Here is a 26,337-nt window from a genome sequence, read left to right as displayed (position 1 = left end):
ATTAGCCCCTAATTTATACAAAATGAAACCATCGCCCCTTGATACGCTCCAAATTTTGCGACCGTCCTTTCTCTGCGCAGAGCCGAACGATGCAATTCTTATCCGACCCCCACGGCTGTGAAGGTTGGGCCGGCGAAATGGCCCAGCGCATTCGCGCATTTGACTGGTCAACCACCGACCTGGGACCCCTTGACCGCTGGTCCACCAGCCTCGCCTGTACCGTGCAGATGATGCTGGCATCCCCCGTGCCCATGGTGATGCTCTGGGGGCCGGCGGGGTACATGATCTACAACGACAGCTATTCGGTGTTTGCCGGTGGCCGCCATCCTTATTTGCTCGGCACGCCGGTGGAGCTGGGCTGGCCGGAAGTCGCCGACTTCAACCGCCATGTGGTGGACACCTGCCTGGCCGGCGGCACCTTGTCGTTCAACAACAAAGACCTGGTACTGCTGCGCAACGGCCAGCCGGAAACGGTGTGGCTGGATCTCTATTACAGCCCCGTCGCCGGGGATAACCAGCAACCGGCCGGCGTGCTGGCGATTGTGGTGGAAACCACCGCCCATGTGCATTCCGAACGCGTGCGCCAGGAGTTGACCCATAACCTGGAGCAACGGGTGGCCGCCGAAGTCCAGGCGCGCTCCGCCGCCGAAGACCAACTGCGCCAGTCGCAAAAGCTCGAAGCGATTGGTGGCCTGACCGGTGGCGTGGCCCATGACTTCAATAACCTGTTGCAAGTGATCGCCGGCAACCTGCACCTGCTGGCCCGCCATGAACCGGAGAATGCCCAGGTGCAACGGCGGGTCACGGCGGCCATCGCCGCGGTTGAGCGGGGCGCCAAACTGTCCTCGCAGCTGCTGGCCTTTGCCCGGCGCCAACCGTTGTCACCGGCCGTGTATAACCCGCAGCGCATCTACGCCGGGCTGGGCGAACTGCTGCAACGTGCGTTGGGTGAAACCATTCATATCGACGTGCAGCTGCCCCAGGATTCCTGGTGCATCAACGTCGATCGCAACCAGTTGGAAAATGCGCTGCTCAACCTGGCGATCAACGCCCGCGACGCCATGAAAGGCGAAGGCGTGATTCGCATCACCGGCGAAAACATCATCCTCAACCCCAAGGATTGCCGCGGCAAAAGCATCAAGCCAGGCGAGTATGTGCGCCTGGCCGTCACCGACATTGGCGTGGGCATGCCGGCTGCGATCCTGTCGCGGGTGTTCGAGCCGTTTTTCACCACCAAGCGCGATGGCCACGGCACCGGCCTTGGCTTGAGCATGGTGTTTGGTTTTGTCCGCCAGAGCGGTGGGCATGTGGACGTGTGGAGCGAGGAGGGCAAGGGCACCGTGGTGCAAATGTACTTTCCGCGCAGCCTGGGCGAAGAAGTCCAGGAGACTCACCCAGAACCCGTGCCCCACGACATGGGCCAGGAGACCATCCTGGTGGTGGAGGACAACGATGATGTGCGGGTGACCGTGGTGGACCTGCTCGAACAGGCAGGCTACACGGTGTTGACCGCCGAAGACGGCGACCGCGCGATGCAAGCCTTGCAGGACGGCGTGCGGCCCGACCTGATCTTCACCGATGTGGTGATGCCCGGCCGTATCAAAAGCACTGACCTGGCCGAGTGGGCCCGCGTCCAGACGCCGCCGGTGGCGGTGCTGTTCACCTCAGGGCACACCCGCGACATCCTCTCCAGCAATCACCTGCTCAGCGCTGACATTCACTTGCTGAGCAAACCCTACAGCCCCGAGGCCCTGACGCAACGGTTGCGCAGCGTGCTCACCGCCAGACAAGGTTGTTCATGACGTCACAGCGCAACATGCCTCCGATCACTGCCCAGCACCTTGGATTCGTAAAGGTGCGCGGCGCCCGCGAACACAACCTGAAGAACGTCGACGTGGACATTCCCCGGGATGCCCTGGTGGTGTTTACCGGCGTCTCCGGCTCGGGCAAATCGTCCCTGGCGTTTTCCACGGTGTATGCCGAGGCCCAGCGCCGCTATTTCGAATCGGTGGCGCCCTATGCACGGCGCCTGATCGATCAGGTCGGCGTGCCTGATGTCGACAGCATCGAAGGTCTGCCGCCCGCCGTGGCGTTGCAGCAGCAGCGCGGCACGCCGAGTGCGCGTTCCTCAGTGGGCAGTGTGACCACCCTGTCGAGCCTGATCCGCATGCTGTATTCGCGTGCCGGCAGCTACCCGCCGGGACAGGCGATGCTGTATGCCGAGGACTTCTCGCCGAACCTGCCCCAGGGCGCGTGCCCGCAATGCCATGGCCTGGGCCGTGTGTATGAAGTGACCGAGGCGCTGATGGTGCCCGATCCGTCCCTGACCATCCGCCAGCGCGCGGTGGCGTCCTGGCCCTTGGCGTGGCAGGGCCAGAACCTGCGCGACATTCTCGTGACCCTGGGCTATGACGTGGATGTCCCCTGGCGCGACCTGCCGAAAAAGCAGCGCGACTGGATCCTGTTCACCGAAGAAACCCCCACCGTACCGGTGTATGCCGGTTTCACCCCGGCGCAAACCCGCGATGCACTGAAACGTAAGCTGGAGCCAAGCTACCAGGGCACGTTCAGCGGCGCGCGGCGCTACATTTTGCACACCTTCACCCACACCCAAAGCGCGCTGATGAAGAAGCGCGTGTCGCAGTTCATGCAGGGCAGCGCCTGCCCGTTGTGCGAGGGCAAGCGGCTGACCCGGGCGGCGCTGTCGGTGAAGTTTGCCGGGGTGGACATTGGCGAGTTGTCGCAACTGTCATTGACGCAATTGGCCACGTTGTTGCGGCCGGTGGCGGCGGGGCAGGACAAGATGAAGCTGTCGGTGGAAAAACGCCTGGCGGCCCAGCGCATCGCCGAGGATCTGCTGGAGCGGGTCAGTACCTTGATCGAATTGGGGTTGGGCTATCTGTCCCTGGAGCGCAGCACGCCGACCCTGTCGTCCGGGGAGTTGCAGCGCCTGCGCTTGGCCACGCAATTGGGTTCGCAATTGTTCGGGGTGATCTATGTGCTGGATGAACCTTCGGCAGGCCTGCACCCGGCGGATGGCGAAGCGTTGTTCAGCGCGCTCGAACGTTTGAAAGCGGCGGGCAATTCGTTGTTTGTAGTGGAACATGACCTGGAAACCATGCGCCGCGCCGACTGGCTGATCGATGTGGGCCCGGCCGCCGGCGAGCATGGCGGGCACGTGCTGTACAGCGGGCCACCGGCCGGTCTGGCGGACGTTGAGGCGTCGCAGACCCGGGCCTATCTGTTCGCCGACAAGCGCCCTGGGAACCCGGCGCGCCGTGAACCCAGCGGCTGGCTGAGCCTGGAAGGCGTGACGCGCAATAACCTCAAGGACCTGAGCGTGGATGTCCCGTTGGGTTGCTTTACGGCGGTCACCGGTATTTCCGGCTCGGGCAAGTCCAGCCTGGTCAGCCAGGCGCTGCTGGAACTGGTGGGCAGCGGCCTCGGCAGCCGGGTGGAAAACGACGAAGAGCCGAGCCTGGAAGACGACGCCCCGCAAATCAGCGGCGGGCGCATCAGTGCCGGCCTGGAGCACATCCGCCGCCTGGTGCAGGTGGACCAGAAACCCATCGGCCGCACCCCGCGTTCCAACCTGGCGACCTACACCGGTTTGTTCGACAACGTGCGCAAGTTGTTCGCCGCCACGCCAGCGGCGAAGAAGCGCGATTACGACGCCGGGCAGTTCTCCTTCAACGTCGCCAAGGGCCGTTGCCCGAACTGCGAAGGCGAGGGCTTTGTCAGCGTCGAATTGCTGTTCATGCCCAGCGTGTATGCACCGTGCCCGACCTGTCATGGCGCACGCTACAACCCCGAAACCCTGGCAATCAAATGGCAAGGCCTGAGCATCGCCCAGGTGCTAGGGCTGACCGTGGAACAAGCGGTGGAGGTGTTCGCCGAACAACCTGGGATACTGCGTTCACTGCACGTGCTGCGGGATATCGGCCTGGGTTACCTGCGCCTTGGGCAGCCGGCGACGGAACTGTCCGGCGGCGAAGCGCAACGCATCAAACTGGCCACCGAGCTGCAACGCAATGCCCGGGGCGCGACGTTGTATGTGCTGGACGAACCCACCACCGGGCTGCACCCACGGGACGTCGACCGCCTGCTAAGCCAGCTCAATCAACTGGTGGATGGGGGGCATACGGTGGTCGTGGTGGAACATGAAATGCGCGTGGTGGCCCAGAGTGACTGGGTGATCGACATCGGACCGGGAGCCGGGGACCTGGGCGGCAAGGTGGTTGCCAGCGGGACACCGCAGAAGGTGGCCAAAAACAAAACCAGCCGCACCGCGCCATTCCTGGCCCGAGAGCTGTTCTAACAAGCGATGTTGTCCAAATGTGGGAGGGGGCTTGCTCCCGATGAGGGAGTGTCAGTCGCTAATAATTTGACTGAGCCACCGCTATCGGGGGCAAGCCCCCTCCCACATTTTGCTCAGCGTTAGGTCAGGTTGATCTGTGCCCTGGCCTGCTTCACCACATTCTCAACCGTAAACCCGAACTGCTCCTGCAACTTCGCCAGCGGCGCCGATGCGCCGAAGCTGTTCATCACCACCTTGGCGCCGGTCTGGCCGACATAGCGGTCCCAGCCCAAGGGGCCGGCCTGTTCCACCACTACCCGGGCCTTCACTGCCGGCGGTAACACGCTGTCGCGGTAGGCTTGGTCCTGGTCTTCGAACAGTTCCCAGCTGGGCATTGAAACCACCTGCGCGGCAATCCCTTCGCTTTTCAACTGCTCATACGCCGCGACCGCCAGGCTGACTTCACTGCCCGTTGCCAACAGAATCACCTTAGGCTCATCAGCTCCCGCCAGTACATACGCACCTTTGGCCGCACCCGAGGCCGCCGCGTACTTTGTACGATCCAGCGTAGGCAGGGGCTGGCGGGACAGCACCACGCAACTTGGCCGGTGGGTTTGTGCCAGCGCAACTTTCCATAGCTCCAGGGTTTCATTCGCGTCGCCGGGGCGCAGGGTCAGCAACCCCGGCGTGGCGCGCAGTTGGGTCAGGTGTTCGATGGGCTGGTGGGTCGGTCCATCCTCGCCCACGCCAATCGAGTCATGGGTGAACACGAACACCACCGGCAACTCCATGATCGCGGCCAGGCGGATCGGCGGTTTCATGTAGTCGCTGAACACCAGGAACGTCGAGGTGTACGGCCGCAGGTAGGACAGCGCCATGCCATTGGCAATCGCGCCCATGGCGTGTTCGCGGATGCCGAAGTGCAGGTTGCGCCCGCTGTAGTCGTCGGCACTGAAACGCCCGGCACCGTCGAAGGTGAGGTTGGTCTTGGTCGACGGCGACAGGTCCGCCGAGCCGCCGAGCAGCCAGGGGATGTGCTGGGCCAACGCATTCAGCACTTCGCCTCCGGCAGCACGGCTGGCCACACCCTTGGCGTCGGTGTCGAAGCTGGGCAAATCGTCCTGCCAATTCTGCGGCATTTCGCCGGCGCGCATGCGGCGCAGTTCGTCGGCGCGTTCGGGCACGTATTGCTCCAGTTGCGACAGGTTCTGGTTCCAGGCGTCATACAGCGGCTGGCTGCGCTCCAGCAGTGCATCGCGCAGTACCGTGCGTGCCTCATCGGGTACCAGGAAGCTTGAGTCTTCGGGCCAGCCATAGGCGGCTTTGGTCAGGCGGATCTCTTCATCGCCCAGCGGCTCGCCATGGGCGGCGGCGGTGTTGTGCTTGTGTGGCGAACCGTAGCCGATCACGCTGTCGACCACGATCAGGGTCGGCGCGCCGGTGTTGCCCTTGAAGGTGTTCAGCGCTTCGCTCAAGGCCTGCAAGTCATTCGCATCGGTGACGTGCACGGTGTGCCAGCCATAGGCCTGGAAGCGCTTGATCACGTCTTCGCTGAAGGCCAGCTCGGTGTGGCCTTCGATGCTGATGGTGTTGTTGTCGTAGATCCAGCAGAGGTTATCCAGCTTCAAGTGCCCGGCCATGGACGCGGCTTCACTGCTGATGCCCTCCATCATGTCGCCGTCGCCGCACAGGGTGTAGACGTTGTAGTCGAACAGCACCTGGCCGTCGCGGTTGAAACGCTTGCCCAGCCAGCGCTCGGCCATGGCCATGCCGACGCTGTTGGCGCAGCCCTGGCCCAGCGGCCCGGTGGTGGTTTCCACGCCGGTGGTCATGCGGTACTCGGGGTGGCCGGGGGTCTTGGAACTCATCTGTCGGAACTGCTTGATATCGTCCAGGCTGATCGCCGGTTGCCCCGAACGTTTGCCGTGGGCATCGATCTCGACCACACCGGCCAGGTGCAGCAGCGAATACAACAGCATCGACGCATGCCCCACCGACAACACAAAGCGGTCACGGTTGGGCCAGTCGGGATGCTCGGGGTGGTAACGCAGGAAGCGGCTCCACAGCGTATACCCCACCGGCGCCAGGCCCATGGGCGTGCCGGGGTGGCCGGAGTTGGCCTTCTGCACGGCGTCCATGGCCAGGGTGCGCAGGGTGTTGATGCATTGGGTGTCGACAGCGGTGGCAGCATGAGTCATGAAACCGTTCTCCCTCGGGTGGCGATTTACAGTGGAGGGCGGGGGGTGGCAAAGGTTTGATCCCAATGCCCGCGCCGCGACGAACGGGGATGGATTGACCCTGAACATGACAAGACCGGCTGGAATGGGCTAGCTTCAAGGGGGTAAGCCATTGATCAACATGCGGAGGTACGCCATGCCAGTGAAACACGACCTGTATCAGGACTTGGGGTTGAGCAAGGAAGCCGTTCACGAACGCAGGGCGAACGACAAACGCCTGGACTCGCTGCTCACTCAATACGATGCGGCCGACGGGGAGGTGCTGAAGGCGGAATCGGCCAAGGCCAGCGATGAGGAGGTGGAGAAGCTGAAGAAGAAACGCCTGTTGGTCAAGGACGAGATTGTGGGGCGATTGGGTTAAATGAAAATCTTGACCCACCGGTAGGAGCGAGCTTGCTCGCGAAGAGCGTCAACGATTACGCAGCTCTTCTGATTTAACGCGGCGTTCTCAAGTTTTTCGCGAGCAAGCTCGCTCCTACAAAAAGCACGGCATATTTATTCAGGATTGTCTTAGGGGCATCATTCACGCCACTGCCTATGATCCCGCCCGGCCCTGGGGACTGTTGCGGCGCAAGGATTGCGCCGGTGAGCCGGGTGGGCACTTTCCGTTTCTACACCAGCAGTGCCCGAGTGCATTCATCTATGGAGCGCTGCTGCGTCTCGCCATACACCTTCAATTCATCGATAGTCCTGCGCCCCAGGGCCTTCTCGAATTCGGCCTGGTTCGAATTGGCCGCGTAGTGACTCTGCGCCCCATCCCCCAGGTTCGACTGGAAAATCCCCGCCGCACTCACCGGCAGGAAATCCTCATACACCAAGGGTTCGACGGCCACATGGCCGGCGGCGACCAGTGCCTCCAGTGTGCGCGGTTGATCGGCCTGGCCGCGTGCCGCCAGGCCTTTCTCCGTGGCGAAGTAGCGGAAGTAGGCCAGATCCTGCTCACGCATCTGCCCGTGGTTATCCGGGAAGGCCTGGAAGTGCTGCTCCATCAACTGCATGTAGCGCGCGGCGTTGCCCTCGTTGGGGAAGGCACCCAGTTCGTCGCGCGCGGCATTCAGCAACTGGTCGTACAGCGCACGGCCCTTGGGCGTCAGCGCCACGCCACGCTGTTCGATTTCGCCGAAGCGCGCGCTGTGGCTGCCCTGGGCATCGGTGAAGGCGATGGGTTCGTCGAGGGCCTTGAAGCTGGTCTGGCGCAACAGGATCGGGCACTGGCGGCGGGGCGGCCCTTCGATCACGGCCTTGGGGGTGATGCCCTTGCCGGGCATGGCGACCTGGACCTGGTCGATGTCCAGGGTGCGCGGGGTCAGGTGGTTGATGTGCGGGCCCTTGAAGGCCACCACGTCGGCGATCAGGCGGTGCTGGTCGCTGAGTTGCTGGTACTGCGCGGCGGTAACGGTCGCCGTGTGGTGCCAGCGGAAGGTTTCCAGGGCCTGGCGCACAAACTCATCGGCATCCGCAGCGTTGAGGCCACCGTCCTTCTCCGCTTGTTCGATCAGCGCCAGGGCGCGGGGGGTGAAGATAGAGCGCTTGGCCAGGGCGGTTTCGGCAAACCCGCGCAGCTCGGGGTTTTCGATCAGCTCCAGGCGCAGCAGCGAGGTAAACACGCGAAACGGGCTGGTCTGCAGCGCGCTTTCGTGCACGGCACGGAACGCAGTGGAGTGCACCGGCACGCCGGCGGGGGTCAGGTCGTAGTAACCCACCGGCTGCATGCCCATCACCGCGAACAGGCGGCCGATGGTCGCCAGTTCCGCCGCGGTGCCGAGACGGATGGCGCCATGGCGTTCCATGTCCAGGCGCTGGATCTCACCGGTGCGTTGCAGCTGTTGCGCCAGGTCCGGTTCGCTGGCGAGTACGTGGGCGTTGGTGGCGGCGACCAGCTCCATCAGTGCGCCATACAGCGGAACTTCATCTCGGTACATGTCGGACATGGCCTTGGAAAAGCCCTTGCGGATCTCGTCGGGGCTGACATGTGCGGTGCTGTGCATAGAAAAATTCCTGATCACGATGCTGATGGGCGCGGCCGATACCTGGATTTTGTTGGGCTGTGGGCGGGCGTGCAAACGAAGAATCCTCTGGACTTCATTCTGCAAATGAATGAAATGACGTGAATATGACAAAAAACGGCGGCAGGGAAATTTCATTTTCCAGGCCCTTTTCTAAAGAAAGCTTCACGAGGTCCGCCCTGGCCGGCATGAAAGAATCGTCACGTTTGCAGAGCCGACAGTGGGTTTGCACGCCAAACACGATAAAAAAACATTCAGGGGCCGCAGTTAATGAAAATTTCTACACTGGCGCTGTCGATCACCGCCGCCGTTCTTGCGCAACAGGCTTACGCTGATGACTTCGGGCTCGGCGCGCTGGGCACGGGCAATGGCCACAGCGGCTTTCTCGAAGACAGCCATGCGTCCGTCAGTTCGCGGACCATGTACTACAGCGCAGATAACCGCTCGGGCACCAACAACGACTTGCGCGAAGCTGCTACCGCGCTGCGTTTCGACTACAAATCCGGCTTCACCCAAGGCACCGTTGGCCTGGGTTTCGACGTGATGGCCTTCGGCGCCCTGCGCCTGGACGGCGGCGATGGTCACACTGCGGGCCCGGGCCTGGCGGGTAATGGCAACAGCTTCTTCCCGACCAAAAACAACGGCACCGAGCCGGCCGACTCCTTCGGTCGCGCGGCCGGTAACGTGAAGTTCCGCATTTCCCAGACCGAGTTGCATGTCGGTGGTGGCCTGGCGCCGGTGCTGCCGATCCTGGTCTCCAACGACAGCCGCGTGGCGCCGCAAACCTTTGACGGCGGCATCCTCACCTCCAACGATATTCCCAACGTCACCTTCACCGGCGGCGAGCTGAACCGCGTCGAAGGCCGTGCCTCCAGCAACTCCACGGGCTTGAGCGTGGCCGGCGGTACGCGCGACAGCGACAGCTTCAAGTTCGGTGGGGTGGACTACAAGCCGTTTGGTTCGTCCGACAACGCCATCGCAAAAAACCTGACGTTGCAGTACTACTACGCCCAGTTGCAGGACTTCTACAAACAGAACTACGTCGGCCTGGTCCACGTGCTGCCCCTGGGCAACGACCAGTCGTTCAAGACCGACCTGCGTTACTTCGACAGCAGCAGCGACGGCAAGAATGGCGAGAGTGGCTACCAATTCAACAACAACGGCGGCTACGCCAAGCACGCCAACGAAGTGGACAACAAAACCTACAGTGCCGCGTTCACCTACCAACTGGGTGGCAGCAGCTTGATGCTTGGCCACATTGGCGTGGGTGACGATGGTGGTTTTGTCTGGGTCAACCAGGGCAGCCTTGCCGATCCCCATGCCCAAGGCGCCGGCGGCAGCGACTTCTACCTGTTCACCGATGCGGTGGTGGGCCAGTTCTCCCGGGCGGGCGAGCAGGTCAACTTCGGGCAGTATGCGTATGACTTCAAGGCCTACGTGCCGGGCCTGAAAGCGTCCGTGGCCTACCTGGACGGTACGGATATCAAGTCGAAGGTCGCCGGTGGCCCTGACCAGAAAGAAAACGAAACCGACTTCCGCCTGGACTACGTGGTGCAGGCCGGTCCTCTGAAAGGCTTCGGTACCACCTTGCGTACCGGCACCTATCACGGCAAAAACACCGGCACCGCCGACCAGGACCAGACCCGCCTGATCTTCAACTACACCTACGCCATCTTCTAAGTCTTCATGTGCACCCGGGCGTCATTGGGCTCTACACTGCTCCTCACCTGGTAGGCGATGGAGGACCCGATGACGGCCACACCCGACACCCGAATACTGGACACGATTGAAGGCCAACGCCTGGCGACGCCGGAGGCCGAGCGTTGGCGCGAGTGGGGCCCCTATCTGAGCGAACGCCAATGGGGCACGGTGCGCGAAGACTACAGCGCCGACGGCGATGCCTGGGCTTACTTCCCCCATGAACATGCACGCAGCCGCGCCTACCGCTGGGGCGAGGATGGCCTGGCCGGCTTCAGCGACAAGGCGCAACGCTGGTGCCTGGGCCTGGCCCTGTGGAACGAGCGCGACGCGATCCTCAAGGAGCGCCTGTTCGGCCTGAATAACGCCGAGGGCAACCACGGTGAAGACGTCAAGGAACTGTACTTTTTCGTCGACGGTGTGCCCAGCCATGCCTATATGCGCATGCTCTACAAATACCCCCATGCCGCCTTTCCCTACGCCGACCTGATCGCCGAAAACGCCCGGCGTGGGCTGGGCGATGCCGAGTACGAGATCCTTGATACCGGCGTGTTCGAAGACAACCATTACTGCGACGTCAGCGTCGAATACGCCAAGCACCAGCCCGACGATATTTTCATGCGCGTCACCGTGCACAACCGTTCGCAGCAGCCGACGCGCCTGCAGGTGCTGCCGCAGCTGTGGGCGCGCAATGACTGGAGCTGGACCTCGGATGCGCCCAAGCCGCAGTTGAGGCTGGACGGCGAACACGTGCTGGCCCGTCATCATGCACTGCCCGATCTGCGCCTCAGCGCCTGGGGGCAGGAGGGCATGGAATGGCTGTTCTGTGAAAACGAGAGCAACTTCCCGCGACTGGGCGGGCAACCGGCGCCGGGGCCGTTCAAGGACGGGATCAACGATTATGTGGTTGAAGGGCTGGACGCTGCGATTCGTCGCGACACCGGTACCAAGGTTGCCGCGCGCTTTATCCTTGAACTGGCGGGCCTGCAAAGCCAAAGCCTTTACCTGCGCCTTGCGCCCGTGGACGCGCCCGAGGTCAACGCGCGCAAACTGTTTGAACAGCGGCGCCAGGAGGCTGATGACTTCTACGCCGCCTTGCAGCAAGGCATCGCCGATGACGATGCGCGCAATGTGCAGCGCCAGGCCCTGGCTGGCTTGCTGTGGTCCAAGCAGCTCTACTATTTCGATGTGAACCAGTGGCTCGACGGCGACCCCGCCCAGCCCGCGCCACCGCCCGAGCGCCTGCATATCCGCAATACCCATTGGCGGCACCTGTCCAACTTCGACATCCTGTCCATGCCCGACACCTGGGAATACCCGTGGTACGCCTCCTGGGACCAGGGCTTCCAGGCGGTGGCGTTTGCCCTGATCGATCCGGGGTATGCCAAGCAACAGTTGTTGTTGCTGGTGAAGGACCGCTTCATGCACCCCAACGGCCAACTGCCGGCCTATGAATGGCGCTTCGACGACGCCAACCCACCGGTGCATGCCTGGGCCAGCTGGCGCGTGTACCAGCAGGACAAGGCGCTGACCGGTGTGGGCGACCTGGATTTCCTCGAGCGGATCTTCCACAAGCTGCTGCTGAATTTTTCCTGGTGGGTCAACCGCAAGGACGCCGAGGGTCGCAACCTGTTCCAGGGCGGCTTCCTGGGGCTGGACAATATCGCCTTGTTCGACCGCTCGGCCGCGTTGCCGCCGGGGTATCAGCTCGATCAGGCCGACGGCACCGCCTGGGTGGCGGCGTATGCGCTGGACTTGATGCGCATCGGCCTCGAGCTGGCCAAACGCAATGTCGTGTACGTCGATATTGCCGTGAAGTTTTTCGAGCACTTCCTGTACATCGCCGGCGCCATCAACCGTGTTGACGACAGCGCCGAAGGCCTGTGGGACGAGCAGGACCTGTTCTTCTACGACGTACTGCACCGTCCCGACGGCCAGAACGAGCCGGTGCGCCTGCGCTCCATTGTCGGCCTGATGCCGTTGTTTGCCGTGCTGGTGCTGGAGCAGCGCGAACACGAGGGGCTGGAAGGGTTGCGTGAACGGTTGTTGGGTTTCATGCATCACCGGCCGGACCTGGCCAAACTGGTGTCGCGCTGGAACGAACCGGGCCAGGGCAATCGCCTGTTGTTGGCGCTGTTGCGTGGCGAGCGCACCAAGGATTTGCTGCGGCGCATGCTCGATGACGACGAATTCCTCTCGGCCTTTGGCGTGCGCTCCCTGTCCAAGGCGTTCGCCGAGCAGCCACTGGCGCTGAAGATGAATGGCGACACCCTGTGCGCCCGTTACCAGCCGGGTGAATCCGACTCGCGCCTGTACGGCGGCAACTCCAATTGGCGCGGGCCCTTGTGGATGCCGGTGAACTACATGCTGATCGAATCGCTGCGGGAATTTCACCGCTACTACGCGGACAACTTTTCGGTGGAATACCCCACGGGCAGCGGGTATCTGGCATCCCTGGAGGACGTGGCCGACAGCCTCAGCCAGCGCTTGACCCGCCTGTTTCTGCGGGATGAAAACGGTTCACGACCGTCGATGGCGGGGTATGCGCAGTTGGAGGCGGACCCGGCCAGTCGTGACCTGGTGTTGTTCCATGAGTATTTCCATGGCGAGACGGGGCGGGGGTTGGGGGCTTCGCACCAGACCGGATGGAGTGCGTTGGTGGCGTTGCTGCTACAGCCCAGGATCTGAATACCACCGTAGACCAAATGTGGGAGGGGCTTGCCCCCTCCCACAGAGATTCAGGGTTGCCCGTGAATCAGGAAGGGAACAGTTCGCTCAGCTTCATGGCCAGCATCATGTCGCCTTCGGTGCGCAGCTTGCCGCCCATGAAGGCCTGCATGCCGTCTGTGGAGCCGTCGACGATGCCCTCAAGGGTCTCGCTGTCCATGACCAGGGTCACTTGGGCGTCCGGGTTTTCGCCTTCCAGCAGTTCACAGGTCTTGTCTTTGACCACCAGGGAAAAGTTCTTGGTGTCGTCGATACGGAAACCGAACACCAGGTCCAAGCCTTCGGCAGCGCTTGGGTTGAATTTGGCTTTCATTGCTTCTACGGCTTTAGCTACGTCAGTCATGGTTTCGATCCTTTTATGGTGAGTCCAGTGACCTTGGGGTCACGGTTGGCCGCACTTCATCGGAAGGTGATGAGTTGCGGCGCCTTCAACAGTTGCAAGTGGGTGTGACTGTTGAAGGAAGCCAGTGCCACCTCGCGACCGCGGAATTTCAGCTGGTTGAGCGAGGTGTTAACAATTTGCCAGTTCAGTTCGAAGGCCTGGGCGGCAGGCATCCGGGTAATCAGGTGGAGCAGGGCGGTGATGGTGCCGCCGGAGGTGAACACCGCGATCTTCTGCGTGTTGTCCGCCGCTTCCAGAATGCGTTGCAGGCCACCCTGGACGCGCTCGACGAACCCCAGCCAGCTCTCCAGTCCCGGCGGGTCATAGGTGCCGGCCAGCCAGCGTTCGATGATCAGGGCGAAGATGCGTTGGAATTCGCTGCGGTTTTGCGCAGCGTTGCGCAGGATGTCCAGGGCGGCGGGTTCGCTGCCGAGCAGGTCGGGGAGCAGGGCGCGGATGATTGCGTCGGCGTCGAATTCGTTGAAGGCGCTGTCGGTTTCCAATGCAGGTACCGGCACGCCGAGGGTGCTGTATTGATCGAAGGCGGCAGTGGCGGTGTGCTGCTGGCGGCGCAGGTCGCCGGCGATGCAGCGGTCGAACACCAGGCCCATATCCGCCAGGTGGCGGCCGAGCACTTGCGCTTGTTCCACGCCGACGGGCGACAGCACGTCATAGTCGTCTGCACCGAAGGAGGCCTGGCCATGTCGAATCAAATAGATGCTGCCCACGTCCGTTTTCCCGGTACGTTGAAAGTCTGGCGAGGTTATGAGGATGCCAGGGTGCTGTCAATGAAAAAACATACGCTTGTTTTAAAAGCTCGTTGGAGCGCGTTCCTGCTGGCGGTTTGAGCACTGGTCGCCCGGCGATCCCGTCGGTATGCTTGGGCAATCCGCGCCTGGCGCCGTGCATTGTTAAGGAGACACATGGATTTTTTGGCTGAATACGCGAGCTTTCTGGCGAAGACCGTCACCCTGGTGGTCGCTATTCTGGTGGTCTTGATCAGCTTCGCGGCACTGCGCAGCAAAGGGCGTCGCAAGGCCGCCGGCCAACTGCAGGTCAGCAAGCTCAATGACTTCTATAAGGGCCTGCGTGAGCGCCTGGAGTCGAGCCTGCTCGACAAGGAGCAGCTCAAGGCCCTGCGCAAGTCCGAAAGCAAAGCCGAAAAGAAGAACGGCAAGAAGAAGCCCGAGGCCAAGCCACGGGTGTTCGTGCTGGATTTCGACGGCGACATCAAGGCCTCGGCCACCGAGAGCCTGCGCCATGAAATCACCGCGCTGCTGAGCCTGGCCACGCCCAAGGACGAAGTGGTGCTGCGCCTGGAAAGCGGCGGCGGCATGGTCCACAGCTACGGCCTGGCGTCGTCGCAACTGGCGCGTATCCGTCAGGCGGGCGTGCCGTTGACCGTGTGCATCGACAAGGTCGCGGCCAGCGGCGGCTACATGATGGCGTGCATCGGCGAGAAGATCATCAGCGCACCGTTTGCCATCCTCGGCTCCATTGGCGTGGTGGCGCAGTTACCCAACGTCAACCGCCTGCTGAAAAAGCACGACATCGACTTTGAAGTACTGACCGCCGGCGAGTACAAGCGCACCCTCACGGTGTTTGGCGAAAACACCGAGAAGGGCCGCGAGAAGTTCCAGGAAGACCTGGACATCACCCATCAGTTGTTCAAGAACTTCGTCTCGCGTTATCGCCCACAGCTGGCGATTGACGACGTAGCGACCGGAGAGGTGTGGCTGGGTGTTGCCGCGCTGGATAAGCAACTGGTCGACGAACTGCAAACCAGCGACGAATACCTGGCCACCAAGGCCAAGACCGCCGAAGTGTTCCACCTGCACTATGCCGAGCGTAAAAGCCTGCAGGAACGGGTGGGCCTGGCGGCCAGCGGCTCGGTCGACCGGGTGCTGCTGACCTGGTGGAGCCGCCTGACCCAGCAACGCTTCTGGTAAGCCCCTTTGGTGTATAGGTAATACCTGTGGGAGGGACGGTGCGACGATTCGACTTGCCCCCGATGGCGGCCTGACAGCCGACCAGGATGTTGGATCAGACCGAGTACATATCCGTTGCTGCGGTAACGGCTGCTGTTGGTTCCGCCCTTACGGCGGCTCACTTTTGAAAAGCGCAAAAGTAAGCAAAACGCTTCGCCCCACCACTCGGCACCTCGCCTAGGCTCGGTGTGCCCGTAATCCGACAGTGATTTGGGGGGCCGCCGCCACGCGCCATCCATGGCGCGGGGCGGCTAAACCGGCATCCCTGCCGGTTTACCCCCCAAATCACTATCGAATTCCGGCCAGCGTGGTTTAACGGGGCGCCTGAGATCAAGATCAAGAGCGGCTCGCTTCGCATCGTGGTTAGCGTTGGCTGCTACAAATTTTTGTAGATACCTATGCTCATCGGGGGCAAGTCGAATCGTCGCACCGTCCCTCCCACATTTAGTTCGGTGTGGGTATCGGCTTGCGCATCAGCCTCCCCACCACCAGCGCTCCGAGCACTCCCAGCACCCCCGCCACCCACAATACGTAACTGAATCCACCCACAAACGCCTGCCGCGCCAGCGGTTGCACCATCGCCCGTGCCGGCTCCGGCAACAAGCTCATTGCCGCCGGCATGTCCCCGGCCACCACCCGTGAAGCAATCCCCGCCACCTGCGCCTGCCATTGCGTGTCGATACGTGCGCGCAACACATGCTCGCTGTGGCTGCTCAGCAGTGCGCCATACACGCCAATCGCCAACATGATCGCGCTGAACCGCATGGTGGTGCTCATGCCCGACGCCATCCCCGCACGGTCCCGTGGCACGCAGGCCATGATGTTTTTCTGGGTATCGCCATTGAGCAAACCCGCACCGGCACCGGTGACGGCAATCGCCAGAGCGAAGGGCAGATAGCCGCCGATACTCACCGCCCAGGCACTCAGCAGGTTGCCGCAGCCCACCAGGGTCAACCCGGCCGCCATCATCGTTGCCGGTGCGAAGCGCCCCGCCAGCCGCGCGCCGATCCGGGGGCAGACCAGCATGGTCAGGGCGAACGGCAGCATGCCCAGGCCCGAGGCAATCGCGGAGAAGCCCAGGCCGTTCTGCAGATAGAACGGCAGCAGCGTCATCATCACTTGGGCGCAGCCAGCGTAGGCAAACATCCCGAGCAAGGCGCCGATAAAACGCGGGTGGCGAAACAGTTGCAGGTCCACCATGGGCCGCTGCTGCACACGTTCGACCCCTACAAATACACCCAGCAACACCGCACCGCCGATCAGGCGCGCATAGGTCAGCGGGTTATCCCAGCCGATACGGTTGGCCTCGATCAGGCCCCAGATCAGGCACAACAGGCTCGCGCTGAAGGCCAGGCTGCCCCACGGGTCGAGGCGGGCGGATTGGCTATCGCGGGATTCCGCAATGGCGTGCAGCACTAGGCTCATCAGCGCCAGGCCCACGGGCAGGTTGAGGTAGAAAATCCAGCGCCAGCCCAGGTACTCGGTGATCACGCCGCCCAGGGTCGGCGCGGCCGTCATCGCCACGCCCATGCAGGCGCCCCAGAACGCCCAGGCCTTGGCCCGCTCGACTTCGTCGTGGAAGGTATGGCCAATGGAGGCCAGGGCTGACGTGAGCAGTAACGCTGCGCCGACGCCCTTGACCGCGCGGGCGATGTCCAGCCACAACGCACTCGGCGCCGCCCCGCAGCCAAGGGAGGCGAGGATAAAAATACTCAGGCCCCAGACCAGGGATTTCTTGCGTCCGAACCGATCGGCAAGGCTGCCGGCCGGTAGCAGCAAGGCGGCAAACGCCAGCATGTAGGCGCTGACCACCCACTCGATATCGGCAAAGTTCGCCCCCAGGTCGCGAGCGATGCTCGGCAGGGTCACGGCGACGATATTGGTGTCGAGCACGATCAGCGAGCAGACACCGGACGCGGTCAGCAACGTCAGGCGTGGGCTGACCCGGCTCATGATTGGATTACCTTGCAGGCAATAGGGGGAATACAGTTGACGGACATCACAAGGGCTCTGCAGTGTTGAGGAGCTTCGAGCTTATCCCTGGCCACTGCTGGTATTGTTAGCCGCTGTGGAGCACTTCATTACCTTTGAGCTAATCCTGTTATGGATATCCGCCATTTCCGCTACTTCCTCGCCGTGGCCCGGCAGCGCAACTTCACCCGTGCCGCCGAGCAATTGGGCATTGCGCCGCCGACCCTGAGCCGACAGATCCAGGACATGGAAACCAGCCTGGGCACGCGCTTGTTTATCCGCCGGCAACGCGAAGTCAGCCTCACTGAAGCCGGCGCCGCCTTGCTGGTCGAAGCCGAAGCCACCGTGCGCCAGTTCGAATTCGCCCAGCACCATGCCCAGCGCGCCGGGCGTGGCGAGATCGGCCATATCGAATTGGGTTACGTCGCCTCGGCACTGTACGCCGGGCTGTTGCAGCGGCAGATGCGTGCGTTCGGCCAGGCATTTCCCGACGTCAGCGTGACGGTGCGCGAATGCGCCATGGCCACGTTGCCGAGTGCGGTGGCGGACGGGCGCTACGACATCGGCTACATCCGCTCGCCGATGACCTTGCCCGAGGGGGTGGAGGCGGTGCGCCTGGACGGCGAAGGTTTTGTCCTGGCGCTGCCCCAGGATTCCTGGCTGCTGGGGCTCGCGGCCATCGGCTGCGAACACCTGCAAAACGAGACATTTATCCTGCCGGAGCAAATCAGCGGCACCCTGCATGTCGCCGCGCAAGGCGGTTATGCCCCGCGCCTGGGGCCACAGCCGGGCGGGCTGGTCGCGGTGGTGGCGCTGGTGTCGATGGGGCAGGGCGTGGCGGTGGTGCCCGCGTCAATGGTCGGGCATGTGCAGTTGCCGGGCGTGGTGTATCGCAGCATTCAGGGCTGCGACGCGTCCTCGTGGCTGTCGCTGATTCACCGGCGCTTCGAGAAAGCGCCGGCGGTGGCGCGGTATATCCAGCAGGTCAAGCACTCAGGCGCGGCTGCACCGAATCCGCCAGGCGCGTAAGGATCAGGCAGCACGACACCGCCCCCGCATCCAGCACGCCCAGTGAGCGCTCGCCCAGGCGACTGGCGCGGCCGATCTTCGCCACCAGGTCCTTGGTGGAGTCGCGCCCCTGGGAGGCGGCGGTTTTCATCGCCTCCAGTGCATCACTGAAAGACGCCCCCGAGGCGTGCGCGCGCTCGAAGGCTTCCACCGCCGGGATCAATGTGTCCATCAGGCACTTGTCGCCCACGCCCGCTTCGGTGATGTCCTGCAGCGAGGTCAGGCCGCCGCGCAACAGGTGGGCGAAGGTGGCCGCGTCGATGTCGTCACGGCCGCGCACTTCGTCGGCCATGCCGATAAACAGGCTGCCATACAACGGCCCCATGGAGCCGCCGATGCCTTCCATCAGGCTCAGGGTCAGCTCATCCAGGGCTTCGGCGAGGGTCAGTTGGCGACCTTCGATCATGCGCCCGCAATGGGCGAAGCCCTTGGCCATGTTGATGCCATGGTCGCCGTCGCCAATCGCGCCGTCGACTTCGCTGAGGTATTCACGGTTGGCCACGATCACGCTGACCAGGTCGGTGACGATGGCGCTGCCGTGGTGGCTGGAAAAATGCTGGCTCATGGTTCAGTCCGCCTGGGTCATGCCGATGGAGCGGCAGGGTTGGTCGATCAGGGTTTTCAACTCCGCGTCGAGGCCGAGCAGGGTCAGGGTCACGCCCATCATTTCCAGGGAGGTGAAGTAGTTGCCGACGTAGCAGCGGTGAATCTTCAAGCCCTTGGCGTTGAGTTGGCGTTCGACCTCGGCGTAGAAAATATACAGCTCCATCACCGGCGTGGCGCCAAGACCGGAGACCAGCACCACCACGCTGTCATCCTGGCTGAAGTCGCGGTCGGCGAGGATCGGCGCGAGCATGCGCTCGGCCATGGCGGCGGCGGACTCAATGGGGATGACCTCAATGCCCGGTTCGCCGTGATGGCCGATGCCCAGTTCCATCTGGCCGTCGGGGATCTGGAAGTTGGGCTTGCCCACGGCGGCAATGGTGCAGGGCGTGAGGCCGATGCCAATCGAGCGGCAGTGGTCGACGGTTTTCTGCGCGACGCGAATCACGCCGTCGAGGTCGTAGTGCTGGGCGGCTGCGGCACCGCCGATCTTCCACATGAAGATTTCCCCGGCCACGCCGCGACGCTTGGCGATCTCGGCCTTGGGCGCGGAGGCCACGTCGTCGTTGGCGACCACGGTGCGGATGCGCATGTCTTTGCTGGCGGCCATTTTCATCGCCAGCTTCACGTTCATATTGTCACCGGCATAGTTGCCGTACAGGCAGGCCACGCCGGCGCCATGGTCGGCGGCGCGGAAGGCGTCGAAAAAGCTCTTGGCGGTGGGCGAGGAGAAAATCTCACCGACGGCCACGGCGTCGACCAGGCCGGGGCCGACATAGCCGAGAAAGGCCGGCTCATGGCCGGAGCCGCCCCCCGTGACAATGCCGACACGCCCTGGCCCGGAAGGCCTGGCCTTGACGATCACCCGTGGGTTGCTTTCGTACTGGCGCAGTTCGGGGTGCGCGACCAGGATGCCGCGCAGCATGTCCTCGACCACTTGGTCCGGATCGTTGATGACTCGATTCATAACGCGGGTTCCTGTTTTTATGGGTTCACCGCTATCCAATTGTGGGGGGGGCTTGCCGCCTCCCACATTTGGACCTGTCGGGTGCTTAGGGCTCTAGTACAACCTTGAGCGATTTATCGCCACGCTCCATCACCGCAAACGCTTCCTTGAAGTCCGCCAGGGCGAACTTGTGGGTGACTACATCGCGCATATCGATCTTGCGGTTGCCGATAAAGTCGATGGCCCGCGGGTACATGTACGGCCCCAGGTGCGAGCCGAGGATGTCCAGCTCCTTGCGGTCGCCGATGATCGACCAGTCCACCGTGGCCTCGTCGTTGAACACGCTGAACTCCACGAAGCGCCCCAGCTTGCGCAGCATCGCCAGGCCCTGGTTCACCGCCTTGTGGTGCCCGGTGGCCTCGATATAGATGTCGCAGCCATAGCCGTCCGTGATCGCGCGGATGTTGGCCAGTACGTCCACTTCGGCCGGGTTCCACACTTCGTCGGCGCCCATGCGCAGGGCGAGGGCGGCGCGTTCGGGTTTCATGTCGAGCACGATGAGTTTTTTCGGGTTGCGCAGGCGTACGGCGCCGATGATGCCCAGGCCCAGGGTACCGGCGCCGGCGACCACCACGACGTCGTCATGGTCGACGTTGGCGCGTTCCGCCGCATGCAGTGAGCAGGCCAGGGGTTCGATCAGGATCGCTTCGTCGGGGGCGATGGATTCCGGCACTTTGTGAATGATGCCTTCCTTGGTGAAGATCATGTACTGGGCCATGGCACCCTGCACATTGTTCTGGAAGCCATAGAGGTCGTGTTTCTGGCACATCCAGTACTGGCCGTGGTTGCAGAAGCGACAGCCCCAGCACGGCACGATCTGCTCCGAGATCACCCGGTCACCGACCTTCACGCCGCGCTTTTCCGCGCCCGGGCCCAGGGCCACCACGCGACACACAAACTCATGGCCGGGGATCATCGGCGGCTTGACGTAGCGCGGTTGCTCGGCATCGCCCCAGAACGACGGCGCGCCGCGATAGGTCTTGATGTCGCCCATGCAAATGCCGCACAACTCGACCTTGGTGAGGATCTCATCGGGGCCGGGCGCGGGCACGTCGACGGTTTCCAGGCGATAGTCTTCCGGGCCATGGCAGACCACGGCCTGCATGGTTTTCGGGATGACCGGCGAGAGTTGTTCGGGTGTGCGTTCGGTGACAGTGGACATGACAAAACCTCACGACAGATAAATGAATTACTGAATGCTGTAGCCGCCGTCGATCATCAGGTTGGCGCCGGTGATCATCTGCGCGGCATCGCTGAGCAGGTACAGCGCCAGCCCGGCGATTTCCTCCGGCTGCGCAAAGCGGCCCGCCGGGATCTGCAATTTGGCCCGTTCGCCGACTTCACCGGCCCAGGCCTTCTTGCCCAGCGCGGTCTCGACGATGGTGGGGGAGATGGCGTTGACGTTAATGTGCGGCGCCCATTCCATGGCCAATACCTTGGTCATGCCGACGATGGCCGCCTTGCTGGCGCAGTAGGCGACGTGGCGGTCGAGGCCGATCACCGCGGCCTGGGACGCGAGGTTGACGATGCGCCCGCTGCCCTGGGCGAGCATGTGCCGCGCGCAGGCCTGGGCCACGAAAAAGCTGGCCTTGAGGTTGATGTCCAGGGTGGTGTCCCAGGCGCTTTCGCTGACATCGACGGCCTTGTCCAGCAGGGCCACCCCGGCGCTGTTGATCAGGTAGTCCAGGCGTTGGAAGTGTGCGAAGACCTGGTCGATGGTGTGTTGCACCTGGTTGATCCGGCTGAGGTCGACGGCAATGCCCAGATGCCCGGCACCCAGGCCTGCCGCCACTTCAACCACCGCCGGGTCGCGGTCGAGCAAAGCCACGCGAGCGCCGCGCTCCACCAGCAGGCTGGCGCAGGCCAGGCCGATACCGGCGGCACCGCCGGTGATCACCGCGCAACGGCCGTTGAGGTCGAAGGCTTGGTTCCAGAATCCAGACATTTACATGACTCCATTTTCGAAAACAGTGAAGATCTCATGTGGGAGGGGGCTTGCCCCCGATGACGGTGGGTCAGATCACCTGATCTATCACTGGTACACCGCCATCGGGAGCAAGCCCCCTCCCACACTTGACTGTATTTCAAGCCAATGACTACTTACCGCCACTGACCTGTTTGTACAGCGCATCGGCGTTGGCGTTAGTGACGGGCACCCACGGCAGGATGTAGGTCTTGGCCGTGCCATCGCCCCATTTCACGTCCTTGGCATAGCGCTCCCAGATCACCGACTGCGGCTTGTAGTCCTTGCCGGCCAGTGCGCGCAACGCCACGTCCAGTGCGCCCTGGGACTGGGCCTGGGCGTCCTGGAGGAAGGTGGTGACTTCGTCTTTTTTCGCCGCCTGGATCGCGTCCGGCATGCCGTCGATGGACGTGACGGGTACATCCTTGGAGGTCAGGCCGTGGGATTTGAGGGCCTGTACGGCGCCGAGGGCCATGTCGTCGTTCTGCGCGATCACGCCGTTGATGCCTTTGGGGTGGGCGTTCAACCAGTCTTCGGTCAGCGCCAGCGCCTGGGCGCGGTCCCAGTTGGCGGTCTTTTTCTCGATGATCTTGATGCCAGGGTGCTTGCCCAGCACTTCCAGCTCGCCTTTCTCGCGGTCGATCTGCGCCGACTGGCCAATCGGGCCCTGGATGATCACCACGTTGCCCTTGCCGTTGAGCTTGTCGACCATGGCCTGGGCCTGCAGGCGGCCACCTTCCACATCATCGTTACCGACGTAGGGCACCGAGGCGTCGGCGACCTTGGTGTTGGAGGCGATAACCACCACGTCGTTGCTCATGGCTTGCTTGACCGTGCCGACGCCGGCCTTGGTGTCGATCGGCACGAACAGGATCGCGTCGTAGCGCTGGGTCACCATGTTTTCGATCTGGTTGTTCTGGGTCAGGGCGTCGTAGTTGCCGTCGAACACGGTCAACTGCACGGTGCCATCCTTGACCGCCGGGTGTTCCTTGAGCTCGCGGACCCAGTTCTGCATGAATTGGCCCTTGAGGCCGTAGACGGCCGCGCCGACCTTGTAGGTCTTGCCATCGGCGGCCATTGCGATACTGCCGGCGAGCAGGGAGAGAGCCGCCGCGGCGGCCAGGGTGGTACCAAGTTTCATGGGGGGAACTCCGGTTATTGTTGTAGTGGTCGTTCTCTAGCGTTTTTTCTTGCGCCACACGTCGATCAGTACTGCAAACACGATGATCAGGCCCTTGGCGACCTGCTGGTAATAGGAGGACACGCCGAGCAGGTTCAGGCCGTTGTTGATCACGCCGATCAACAACGCGCCGAACAGCGTGCCGACGATGCTGCCGGTACCGCCCGACAGGCTGGTGCCGCCGATCACCACGGCGGCAATCGCGTCCAGCTCATAGGACACCCCGGCCTGGGGCAGGGCGGAGGTGGTGCGTGCCGACAGCACCACGCCGGCCAACCCGGCGAGCAGGCCGGACACCACGTACACCGAAAACATCACCTTGCGCACGCCGATCCCGGAGGTGCGCGCGCTTTTTTCATTGCCGCCCACCGCGTACACGTAGCGGCCGTAGGTGGTGTAGCGCAGCACCATCCAGAAGATCAGCGCGACCACCGCAAAGATGATGATCGGCACGCCAATCGGGCCGATCTTGCCGATGCCCAGGGCCAGGTAGGCGTCGGGCAGGTCGGTGATCGGGCTGCCGTCGTTGAGGATGAAGGTCATGCCGCGGGCAATGCTGAGCATGCCGAGGGTGGCCACGAACGGTGGGATCGACAGGTTGGCGACCATAAAGCCGTTGACCACGCCGAGCATCGCCCCGGCAAACATCCCCGCACTCACCGCCGCCAGCAGCCCGTAGCCCTGGGTCGCGACCATGGCGCTGCACAATCCGGCAAAGGCCAGGATCGAACCGACGGAGAGGTCGATGCCCTTGGTCAGGATCACGTAGGTCATGCCCACCGCGAGGATGCCGTTGATGGAGGTCTGGCGCAGGATGTCCATCCAGTTGCGCCAGGTCATGAAGTACTCGCTGGAAAACGCCATCACCACGCACAGCAGGATAAACACCAGCGGCAGGCCGAAACGGTCGAGGGACAGGCGCAGGCGGTTGCGCGGTGCGGTGGTGATAGGGGCGGCAATGGTTTTGGCATTCATGAGGCAAGACTCAACAGGGCTTCCTGGGAAAGGGCGGTGTCGGTGCTGATGGTCACCAGGCGGCCGCCCTTGAAGACGGCGATGCGGTCACTCAGGTGCAACAGTTCCGGGGCTTCCGACGACACCACGATGGCGGCGCCACCGGCGCGCACGAATTGATCCAGCAGGTGGTAGATCTCCTGCTTGGCGCCCTCATCGATACCCCGGGTCGGCTCATCGCAGAGCAGGCACACCGGTTCGGTCGACAGGCATTTGGCGAGCACCACTTTCTGTTGGTTGCCGCCGCTCATGGACGCCACCGGCAGTTCCAGTGAGGTGGTTTTGATCTGCAGGCGCTTGACCATGTCCTGGGCCAGTTGGGTTTCCTTGCGCGCATTGATCAGCGACCAGCTCGACAGGCGCTTGTAGGCCGACAGCGCAATGTTGGAAAGAATGCTGCCGGTGAGCACCAGGCCGCTGTCCTTGCGGTCTTCGGTGACCAGCGACATGCCGGCATTGATGGTCGCCTTGGGCAGGCCCACGGGCATGGGCTTGCCTTGCAGGGTGACGCTGCCGGAGTCGGCCACGGTCAGGCCATAGATGCAGTTGAGGAATTCACTGCGCCCCGAGCCCATCAGGCCGTAGATGCCGAGGATTTCACCCTGGCGCAGTTGCAGGCTGATGTCGTGGAACTCGCCGGCGCGGCTGAGGTTGTCGACTTGCAGGCAGGTGTCGGCGGCGCATTCGCGGCCGACCTTGTGGTCGATGCGGGTCAGTTCCTGGCCAACGATGCCGCGCACCAGGTGGTCGCGGTCGATATCGGCCATGCGTCCGCTTTCCACAAAGGCGCCGTCGCGGAAGATGCTGTAGTCATCGGCGATCTGCGCCAGTTCGCTCAAGCGGTGCGATACATAGACGATGCCGGCGCCCCGCGCGGTGAGGCGGCGAATCGCCTTGAACAGGGTTTCGGCTTCGCGCTCGCCAATGGCCGACGTTGGCTCGTCCATGATCATCACCTGGCAGTCATGGCTGAACGCCTTGGCGATTTCCACCAGCTGGATCTGCGCCACGCTCAGTCGGTGCATGGGGCTGCTGGCGTCCACCTCGAATTCCAGGCTTTCCAGCAGTTCGCGGGTGCGGCGGTTCAAGGCCTTGTTGTCGACGATGCAGCCGGCGCGGCGCGGTTCGCGGCCCAGCCAGATGTTTTCGGCGACGGTCATGTAGGGGATCGGTTCCAGTTCCTGGGTGATCATCGCGATCCCCGCCGCGAGGGCTTCGCTGGGGCGATTGAACTGTACGGCGGTGCCGTTGAGCAGAATGCTGCCGGCATCACGCGGGGTGATGCCCATCAGGATGCTCAGGAAAGTCGACTTGCCTGCTCCGTTGCCGCCGCACAGGGCGTGGACGCTGCCGGCCCGTAGAGAGAGGCGCCCGTCACGCAGGGCAGGGATCCCGGCGTAAGCCTTGGCGACGTGTTCAGCCTGGAGCAGTAATGGCGTGGCCATCGGCGTGTCCTCGTGCTGTGAATTCTTATTAGGTCGCACAGTCATGTTTCGCTGTGATCATATGTGTATCAAATGAAATTCTGATCAGTCAATCTCTTTCATGTAAATGCGGTGATTCTGATCTTTTTCGCCAATTACCCTTTTTTAGAGCGCTTTGACTGACAGGTCAGTTAAATCTCGCTTGACAGAAGAGGGGTAACGCCTGCGAAATGAATGAGAGAAATTTCATTGAGTGATCAATTGATCAGTCGTAAGCACCCTCACGGCAGCGGAGTCAGACACCATGAACACACCTTTCCCGGTGGCTATCGGATGCGATGAAGCGGGTTTTGAGCTCAAGGAGCTGTTAAAGCGCCATATCGAGGCGCTGGGCTATCCGGTGACCGACTTCGGCACCCATTCCACCGCGCCGGTGTTGTACCCGGACATCGCCCTGGCCGTGGCCACCGCCATCAACGCCGGGCAGCAGCGCCTGGGCGTGCTGGTGTGCGGCACGGGGATCGGCATGGCGATCTCGGCCAACAAGGTGCTCGGAATTCGTGCGGCCCAGGCCCATGACACGTACTCGGCAGAGCGGGCGCGCAAGAGCAACGATGCGCAGATCCTGTCGATCGGCGCGCGGGTGATCGGCGCCGAACTGGCGAAAAGCATCGTCAAGTCGTTCCTGGAGTCGGAGTTCGAGGCGGCCCGTTCCGGGGCCAAGGTCGAGCGCATCAATGCGATCGAGCGCGATGGGCATCAATAGTGGACGT

Annotated in this window: 20 protein-coding genes; 8 read left to right on the top strand and 12 right to left on the bottom strand. The window is 62.9% G+C overall.

Translation table 11 applies throughout. The features are described 5' to 3' along the window. Positions 1 to 89 precede the first annotated feature (89 nt). Both J3D60_RS08030 and uvrA read left to right on the top strand, forming a co-directional pair. Positions 90 to 1,802, top strand: coding sequence for an ATP-binding protein (locus J3D60_RS08030; protein WP_253490807.1), 1,713 nt, complete (start codon positions 90 to 92; stop codon positions 1,800 to 1,802). Continuing rightward, a complete protein-coding gene (uvrA, locus tag J3D60_RS08025; RefSeq protein WP_253490805.1) occupies positions 1,799 to 4,318 on the top strand; it encodes an excinuclease ABC subunit UvrA in 2,520 nt (839 codons plus the stop codon). The genes J3D60_RS08030 and uvrA overlap by 4 nt, the downstream gene beginning before the upstream one ends. Before the next feature lie 119 nt (positions 4,319 to 4,437). Here the strand turns inward: uvrA and tkt are convergent, their stop codons facing one another. After that, on the bottom strand, positions 4,438 to 6,495 hold the full coding sequence (tkt, locus tag J3D60_RS08020; RefSeq protein ID WP_253490803.1) for a transketolase: 2,058 nt from the start codon (positions 6,493 to 6,495) through the stop codon (positions 4,438 to 4,440). A 175-nt stretch (positions 6,496 to 6,670) separates the two neighbouring features. Between tkt and J3D60_RS08015 the strand changes: the two genes are divergently transcribed. Beyond that, complete coding sequence (locus J3D60_RS08015) at positions 6,671 to 6,895, top strand: DUF465 domain-containing protein (protein ID WP_065941960.1); 225 nt, start codon at positions 6,671 to 6,673, stop codon at positions 6,893 to 6,895. A gap of 250 nt (positions 6,896 to 7,145) precedes the next feature. Here the strand turns inward: J3D60_RS08015 and J3D60_RS08010 are convergent, their stop codons facing one another. Continuing rightward, positions 7,146 to 8,522, bottom strand: coding sequence for a VOC family protein (locus tag J3D60_RS08010; RefSeq protein ID WP_253490801.1), 1,377 nt, complete (start codon positions 8,520 to 8,522; stop codon positions 7,146 to 7,148). Between the two features lie 288 nt (positions 8,523 to 8,810). On the opposite strand from J3D60_RS08010, the gene J3D60_RS08005 reads away from it, so the two are divergent. Both J3D60_RS08005 and J3D60_RS08000 read left to right on the top strand, forming a co-directional pair. Further along, positions 8,811 to 10,220: an OprD family outer membrane porin gene (locus J3D60_RS08005; RefSeq protein WP_253490799.1), complete on the top strand. Its 1,410-nt coding sequence runs from the start codon at positions 8,811 to 8,813 to the stop codon at positions 10,218 to 10,220. A gap of 69 nt (positions 10,221 to 10,289) precedes the next feature. Then, positions 10,290 to 12,926, top strand: coding sequence for a glucosidase (locus J3D60_RS08000; protein WP_253490797.1), 2,637 nt, complete (start codon positions 10,290 to 10,292; stop codon positions 12,924 to 12,926). A 67-nt stretch (positions 12,927 to 12,993) separates the two neighbouring features. Here J3D60_RS08000 and J3D60_RS07995 read toward each other — a convergent pair whose 3' ends face one another. Together J3D60_RS07995 and J3D60_RS07990 are read right to left on the bottom strand one after the other, a co-directional pair. Next, entirely contained in the window at positions 12,994 to 13,308 is a 315-nt protein-coding gene (locus J3D60_RS07995; RefSeq protein WP_065927178.1) for an SCP2 sterol-binding domain-containing protein, read from the bottom strand. Between the two features lie 56 nt (positions 13,309 to 13,364). After that, the gene (locus J3D60_RS07990; RefSeq protein WP_253490795.1) at positions 13,365 to 14,075 is read right to left on the bottom strand and encodes a histidine phosphatase family protein; all 711 of its coding nucleotides are present in this window, start codon (positions 14,073 to 14,075) and stop codon (positions 13,365 to 13,367) included. Positions 14,076 to 14,270: 195 nt separating this feature from the next. Here J3D60_RS07990 and sohB point away from each other — a divergent pair, with 195 nt between their 5' ends. Next, complete coding sequence (sohB, locus tag J3D60_RS07985; protein ID WP_027608646.1) at positions 14,271 to 15,296, top strand: protease SohB; 1,026 nt, start codon at positions 14,271 to 14,273, stop codon at positions 15,294 to 15,296. Between the two features lie 483 nt (positions 15,297 to 15,779). Here sohB and J3D60_RS07980 read toward each other — a convergent pair whose 3' ends face one another. Continuing rightward, complete coding sequence (locus J3D60_RS07980) at positions 15,780 to 17,288, bottom strand: MFS transporter (RefSeq protein ID WP_253490793.1); 1,509 nt, start codon at positions 17,286 to 17,288, stop codon at positions 15,780 to 15,782. Between the two features lie 150 nt (positions 17,289 to 17,438). Here J3D60_RS07980 and J3D60_RS07975 point away from each other — a divergent pair, with 150 nt between their 5' ends. Beyond that, positions 17,439 to 18,335, top strand: coding sequence for a LysR substrate-binding domain-containing protein (locus tag J3D60_RS07975; RefSeq protein WP_027608644.1), 897 nt, complete (start codon positions 17,439 to 17,441; stop codon positions 18,333 to 18,335). Here the strand turns inward: J3D60_RS07975 and dhaL are convergent. The 7 genes from dhaL to J3D60_RS07940 form a co-directional block, all read right to left on the bottom strand. Continuing rightward, a complete protein-coding gene (dhaL, locus tag J3D60_RS07970) occupies positions 18,292 to 18,939 on the bottom strand; it encodes a dihydroxyacetone kinase subunit DhaL (protein WP_253490791.1) in 648 nt (215 codons plus the stop codon). The genes J3D60_RS07975 and dhaL overlap by 44 nt on opposite strands. A 3-nt stretch (positions 18,940 to 18,942) precedes the next feature. Beyond that, entirely contained in the window at positions 18,943 to 19,944 is a 1,002-nt protein-coding gene (locus tag J3D60_RS07965) for a dihydroxyacetone kinase subunit DhaK (protein ID WP_065941967.1), read from the bottom strand. Between the two features lie 85 nt (positions 19,945 to 20,029). Continuing rightward, complete coding sequence (locus J3D60_RS07960; RefSeq protein ID WP_253490789.1) at positions 20,030 to 21,145, bottom strand: alcohol dehydrogenase catalytic domain-containing protein; 1,116 nt, start codon at positions 21,143 to 21,145, stop codon at positions 20,030 to 20,032. Between the two features lie 27 nt (positions 21,146 to 21,172). Continuing rightward, entirely contained in the window at positions 21,173 to 21,928 is a 756-nt protein-coding gene (locus J3D60_RS07955) for an SDR family oxidoreductase (protein ID WP_253490787.1), read from the bottom strand. Between the two features lie 151 nt (positions 21,929 to 22,079). Further along, positions 22,080 to 23,087, bottom strand: coding sequence for a substrate-binding domain-containing protein (locus J3D60_RS07950; protein WP_027608639.1), 1,008 nt, complete (start codon positions 23,085 to 23,087; stop codon positions 22,080 to 22,082). 36 nt (positions 23,088 to 23,123) lie between these two features. Then, entirely contained in the window at positions 23,124 to 24,101 is a 978-nt protein-coding gene (locus J3D60_RS07945; protein ID WP_027608638.1) for an ABC transporter permease, read from the bottom strand. Continuing rightward, a complete protein-coding gene (locus tag J3D60_RS07940) occupies positions 24,098 to 25,585 on the bottom strand; it encodes a sugar ABC transporter ATP-binding protein (protein WP_065941970.1) in 1,488 nt (495 codons plus the stop codon). Before J3D60_RS07940 ends, J3D60_RS07945 begins: the two co-directional genes overlap by 4 nt. Before the next feature lie 283 nt (positions 25,586 to 25,868). Between J3D60_RS07940 and rpiB the strand changes: the two genes are divergently transcribed. Then, positions 25,869 to 26,330, top strand: a complete 462-nt coding sequence (gene rpiB / locus J3D60_RS07935; protein ID WP_016969738.1) for a ribose 5-phosphate isomerase B — start codon at positions 25,869 to 25,871, stop codon at positions 26,328 to 26,330. The last annotated feature ends 7 nt before the right edge of the window (positions 26,331 to 26,337 follow it).

It is taken from the genome of Pseudomonas sp. S3E17 (assembly GCF_024168685.1).
Classification (GTDB): Bacteria; Pseudomonadota; Gammaproteobacteria; order Pseudomonadales; family Pseudomonadaceae; genus Aquipseudomonas; species Aquipseudomonas marginalis.
This window is presented reverse-complemented; position numbering and strand designations above follow the sequence as displayed.